2 tRNA genes and 5 rRNA genes are annotated in these 6,075 nt (G+C 47.7%); 5 read left to right on the top strand and 2 right to left on the bottom strand.

What is annotated here, in order from left to right:
* The 5 genes from DYE19_RS00715 to rrf (DYE19_RS00695) form a co-directional block, all read left to right on the top strand.
* Window positions 1–354: ribosomal RNA gene (locus tag DYE19_RS00715) — 16S ribosomal RNA — on the top strand; the annotation flags it as partial.
* A gap of 81 nt (window positions 355–435) precedes the next feature.
* Window positions 436–511 (top strand) — tRNA-Ile (locus tag DYE19_RS00710).
* A gap of 56 nt (window positions 512–567) precedes the next feature.
* Window positions 568–643, top strand: a tRNA-Ala gene (locus tag DYE19_RS00705).
* Between the two features lie 381 nt (window positions 644–1,024).
* Window positions 1,025–3,922, top strand: a 23S ribosomal RNA gene (locus DYE19_RS00700).
* 170 nt (window positions 3,923–4,092) lie between these two features.
* Window positions 4,093–4,208: ribosomal RNA gene (rrf, locus tag DYE19_RS00695) — 5S ribosomal RNA — on the top strand.
* A 200-nt stretch (window positions 4,209–4,408) separates the two neighbouring features.
* On the opposite strand, the gene rrf (DYE19_RS00690) is transcribed toward rrf (DYE19_RS00695), so the two are convergent.
* Both rrf (DYE19_RS00690) and DYE19_RS00685 read right to left on the bottom strand, forming a co-directional pair.
* Window positions 4,409–4,524: ribosomal RNA gene (gene rrf / locus DYE19_RS00690) — 5S ribosomal RNA — on the bottom strand.
* Window positions 4,525–4,695: 171 nt separating this feature from the next.
* Window positions 4,696–6,075 (bottom strand): 23S ribosomal RNA (locus tag DYE19_RS00685); the annotation flags it as partial.

The following is a 6,075-nucleotide window of genomic DNA, read 5'->3' as shown; positions in this document are numbered from 1 at the left end:
GACGTCAAGTCATCATGGCCCTTACGAGTAGGGCTACACACGTGCTACAATGGTGCATACAGAGGGCGCGAGACGGCGACGTTGAGCGAATCTCAGAAAGTGCATCTAAGTCCGGATTGGAGTCTGCAACTCGACTCCATGAAGTCGGAATCGCTAGTAATCGCAAATCAGAATGTTGCGGTGAATACGTTCCCGGGCCTTGTACACACCGCCCGTCACACCATGGGAGTGGGGTTGTACCAGAAGTGGATAGCTTAACGGAAACGAGGGCGTTCACCACGGTATGATTCATGACTGGGGTGAAGTCGTAACAAGGTAAACCGTAGGGGAACCTGCGGTTGGATCACCTCCTTACCTAAAATGGGACGACAGCAAGTGTTCACACAGATTGTTTGATGAATTGTGTAAATTAGAGAAGTAACCTAAAATCCTGTTGGGTCTGTAGCTCAGGTGGTTAGAGCGCACCCCTGATAAGGGTGAGGTCGGTGGTTCAAGTCCACTCAGACCACCACTCAATGATGAGTGATAAGCAAATGGGATTCTAGTTGATAGTATTATGATGTAAATGGGGATATAGCTCAGCTGGGAGAGCGCCTGCCTTGCACGCAGGAGGTCAGCGGTTCGATCCCGCTTATCTCCACCAAAAATCATCATTGCTAAATATTTTTGGTTAAGTTTTATTAAGCTTTCAAATAATTAATAACTTAATTATTTGATAAGTTGTTAGTTACTTAATCAATTAAAATATTTAGCAATGATGGTAAAACAACTGATATAAAGATGATGTAATGATTTTATATTAGGTTGTTTATTTTTGTCTATTAGTTCTTTAAAAAATTGGAAACAAGCTGAAAAACTGAAGAGACTTTCAAGTTTATTGCTTTGTATTTAGAAGTAAGTAATGTAAATATAAAGTGATGAATAACATGAAGTCTGAGTAGAAAAAATCTTGACTGAGAAAAGGCAGTCAAGTGTTTAGTAGTTAATAGCAACATTAAGTATAGAAAAGTACTTGAGGTTGTATAGTTAAGTGACTAAGCGTACACGGTGGATGCCTAGGCAATCAGAGGCGAAGAAGGACGTGCTAATCTGCGAAAAGCTTGGATGAGTTGATAAGAAGCGTTTAATCCAAGATGTCCGAATGGGGAAACCCAGTAGATGAAGAATCTACTATCATTATCTGAATAAATAGGATAATGAGGCGAACCGGGAGAACTGAAACATCTAAGTACCCCGAGGAAAAGAAATCAACCGAGATTCTGTAAGTAGCGGCGAGCGAAAGCGGAGGAGCCAGTAAGTGATAACAACAGAGACAGAGGAATTGGCTGGGAAGCCAAATCACAGAGGGTGATAATCCCGTACTCGAAGTCCAGGTTGTGGTACTAAGTTTACGATAAGTAAGGCGGGACACGAGAAATCCTGTTTGAAGATGGGGGGACCATCCTCCAAGGCTAAATACTCCTGATTGACCGATAGTGAACCAGTACTGTGAAGGAAAGGCGAAAAGAACCCCTGTGAGGGGAGTGAAATAGAACCTGAAACCGTGTACGTACAAGCAGTGGGAGCCCGAAAGGGTGACTGCGTACCTTTTGTATAATGGGTCAGCGACTTATATTTTGTAGCGAGGTTAACTGAATAAGGGAGCCGAAGGGAAACCGAGTCTTAACTGGGCGTTTTAGTTGCAAGGTATAGACCCCGAAACCCGGTGATCTAGCCATGGGCAGGTTGAAGGTTGGGTAACACTAACTGGAGGACCGAACCGACTAATGTTGAAAAATTAGCGGATGACTTGTGGCTGGGGGTGAAAGGCCAATCAAACCGGGAGATAGCTGGTTCTCCCCGAAATCTATTTAGGTAGAGCCTTGAGCGGACACCTTCGGGGGTAGAGCACTGTTTCGGCTAGGGGTCCATCCCGGATTACCAACCCGATGCAAACTGCGAATACCGAAGAGTGATACTCAGGAGACACACGGCGGGTGCTAACGTTCGTCGTGGAGAGGGAAACAACCCAGACCGCCAGCTAAGGTCCCAAAGTCTATATTAAGTGGGAAACGAAGTGGGAAGGCTTAGACAGCTAGGATGTTGGCTTAGAAGCAGCCATCATTTAAAGAAAGCGTAATAGCTCACTAGTCGAGTCGGCCTGCGCGGAAGATGTAACGGGGCTAAATATAGCACCGAAGCTGCGGCATCAGAATTTTATTCTGTTGGGTAGGGGAGCGTTGTGTAAGCGGATGAAGGTGAATCGAGAGGTTTGCTGGACGTATCACAAGTGCGAATGCTGACATAAGTAACGATAAAACGAGTGAAAAACTCGTTCGCCGGAAGACCAAGGGTTCCTGTCCAACGTTAATCGGGGCAGGGTGAGTCGGCCCCTAAGGCGAGGCTGAAAAGCGTAGTCGATGGGAAACGGGTTAATATTCCCGTACTTGGATAAACTGCGATGTGGGGACGGAGAAGGTTAGGTTATCGACCTGTTGGATGGTCGTTTAAGGTGGTAGGTGGAGAGATTAGGCAAATCCGGTCTCTTATACAACACTGAGAGCTGATGACGAGGTGCTACGGCACTGAAGTAACTGATACCACACTTCCAGGAAAAGCCACTAAGCTTCAGGTTTATCTAAACCGTACTGAAAACCGACACAGGTGGTCAGGTAGAGAATACTCAGGCGCTTGAGAGAACTCGGGTGAAGGAACTAGGCAAAATAGCACCGTAACTTCGGGAGAAGGTGCGCCGGCGTAGATTGTAAATCCTCGCGATTGAAGGTTGAACCGGTCGAAGATACCAGCTGGCTGCAACTGTTTATTAAAAACACAGCACTCTGCAAACACGAAAGTGGACGTATAGGGTGTGATGCCTGCCCGGTGCTGGAAGGTTAATTGATGGTGTTATCGAAAGAGAAGCTCCTGATCGAAGCCCCAGTAAACGGCGGCCGTAACTATAACGGTCCTAAGGTAGCGAAATTCCTTGTCGGGTAAGTTCCGACCTGCACGAATGGCATAATGATGGCCAGGCTGTCTCCACCCGAGACTCAGTGAAATTGAAATCGCCGTGAAGATGCGGTGTACCCGCGGCTAGACGGAAAGACCCCGTGAACCTTTACTATAGCTTGACACTGAACATTGAATTTTGATGTGTAGGATAGGTGGGAGCCTTTGAAGATGACACGCCAGTGTTGTTGGAGGCGTCCTTGAAATACCACCCTTTAACGTTTGATGTTCTAACGAAGTGCCTGAAACGGGTACTCGGACAGTGTCTGGTGGGTAGTTTGACTGGGGCGGTCTCCTCCCAAAGCGTAACGGAGGAGCACGAAGGTTTGCTAATGACGGTCGGACATCGTCAGGTTAGTGCAATGGTATAAGCAAGCTTAACTGCGAGACAGACAAGTCGAGCAGGTGCGAAAGCAGGTCATAGTGATCCGGTGGTTCTGAATGGAAGGGCCATCGCTCAACGGATAAAAGGTACTCCGGGGATAACAGGCTGATACCGCCCAAGAGTTCATATCGACGGCGGTGTTTGGCACCTCGATGTCGGCTCATCACATCCTGGGGCTGAAGTAGGTCCCAAGGGTATGGCTGTTCGCCATTTAAAGTGGTACGCGAGCTGGGTTTAGAACGTCGTGAGACAGTTCGGTCCCTATCTGCCGTGGGCGTTGGATGATTGAAAGGGGCTGCTCCTAGTACGAGAGGACCGGAGTGGACGCATCACTGGTGTTCCAGTTGTCTCGCCAGAGGCATTGCTGGGTAGCTAAATGCGGAAGAGATAAGTGCTGAAAGCATCTAAGCACGAAACTTGCCTTAAGATGAGTCATCCCTGACTTAGAGTCAGTAAGGGTTGTTGTAGACTACGACGTAGATAGGTCTGGTGTGTAAGCGTTGCGAGACGTTGAGCTAACAGATACTAATTGCCGAGAGGCTTAACTATACAACGCTCAAGTATTTTAATACAAGACGACATGTTTCTGACTGTAGGGGTTGGAGAGAAAGGATAGTAGTTCAGCTTGTTGACAATTGAGAATCTTATACTGTACTGGATGAGGGTAGAGTATGAAGATGTGAAGAACGAGATGAGAGTAAATCATCAAACAGGATTATCTTGGCGGCGATAGTGCAGTGGACCCACCTAATTCCATGCCGAACTTAGAAGTGAAACGCTGTAACGCCGATGGTAGTGTGGGGCTTCCCCATGTGAGAGTAGGACACCGCCAGGTAGAAATGAGAGGCCTAGGTAGAGATACCTGGGGTTTTTTGTTATGGGAAGGAGGGTGAATAAAGTGGCAGCGGGAAAAAATCTAGTTGTCTGCATTAAAGCTAAGCAACCAGACTAGATTTTTTTCCGCTGCCACTTTATCTCACCCTCCTTCCCATAACAAAAAACCCCAGGTATCTCTACCTAGGGCCTCTCATTTCTACCTGGCGGTGTCCTACTCTCACATGGGGAAGCCCCACACTACCATCGGCGTTACAGCGTTTCACTTCTAAGTTCGGCATGGAATTAGGTGGGTCCACTGCACTATCGCCGCCAAGATAATCCTGTTTGATGATTTACTCTCATCTCGTTCTTCACATCTTCATACTCTACCCTCATCCAGTACAGTATAAGATTCTCAATTGTCAACAAGCTGAACTACTATCCTTTCTCTCCAACCCCTACAGTCAGAAACATGTCGTCTTGTATTAAAAATACTTGAGCGTTGTATAGTTAAGCCTCTCGGGCAATTAGTATCTGTTAGCTCAACGTCTCGCAACGCTTACACACCAGACCTATCTACGTCGTAGTCTACAACAACCCTTACTGACTCTAAGTCAGGGATGACTCATCTTAAGGCAAGTTTCGTGCTTAGATGCTTTCAGCACTTATCTCTTCCGCATTTAGCTACCCAGCAATGCCTCTGGCGAGACAACTGGAACACCAGTGATGCGTCCACTCCGGTCCTCTCGTACTAGGAGCAGCCCCTTTCAATCATCCAACGCCCACGGCAGATAGGGACCGAACTGTCTCACGACGTTCTAAACCCAGCTCGCGTACCACTTTAAATGGCGAACAGCCATACCCTTGGACCTACTTCAGCCCCAGGATGTGATGAGCCGACATCGAGGTGCCAAACACCGCCGTCGATATGAACTCTTGGGCGGTATCAGCCTGTTATCCCCGGAGTACCTTTTATCCGTTGAGCGATGGCCCTTCCATTCAGAACCACCGGATCACTATGACCTGCTTTCGCACCTGCTCGACTTGTCTGTCTCGCAGTTAAGCTTGCTTATACCATTGCACTAACCTGACGATGTCCGACCGTCATTAGCAAACCTTCGTGCTCCTCCGTTACGCTTTGGGAGGAGACCGCCCCAGTCAAACTACCCACCAGACACTGTCCGAGTACCCGTTTCAGGCACTTCGTTAGAACATCAAACGTTAAAGGGTGGTATTTCAAGGACGCCTCCAACAACACTGGCGTGTCATCTTCAAAGGCTCCCACCTATCCTACACATCAAATTCAATGTTCAGTGTCAAGCTATAGTAAAGGTTCACGGGGTCTTTCCGTCTAGCCGCGGGTACACCGCATCTTCACGGCGATTTCAATTTCACTGAGTCTCGGGTGGAGACAGCCTGGCCATCATTATGCCATTCGTGCAGGTCGGAACTTACCCGACAAGGAATTTCGCTACCTTAGGACCGTTATAGTTACGGCCGCCGTTTACTGGGGCTTCGATCAGGAGCTTCTCTTTCGATAACACCATCAATTAACCTTCCAGCACCGGGCAGGCATCACACCCTATACGTCCACTTTCGTGTTTGCAGAGTGCTGTGTTTTTAATAAACAGTTGCAGCCAGCTGGTATCTTCGACCGGTTCAACCTTCAATCGCGAGGATTTACAATCTACGCCGGCGCACCTTCTCCCGAAGTTACGGTGCTATTTTGCCTAGTTCCTTCACCCGAGTTCTCTCAAGCGCCTGAGTATTCTCTACCTGACCACCTGTGTCGGTTTTCAGTACGGTTTAGATAAACCTGAAGCTTAGTGGCTTTTCCTGGAAGTGTGGTATCAGTTACTTCAGTGCCGTAGCACCTCGTCATCAGC

The sequence above is a fragment of the Pasteurella canis genome, assembly GCF_900454865.1.
GTDB lineage: Bacteria > Pseudomonadota > Gammaproteobacteria > Enterobacterales > Pasteurellaceae > Pasteurella > Pasteurella canis.
Note: the sequence above shows the minus strand (reverse complement) of the source record. Positions and strands in the feature narration are given on the sequence as shown.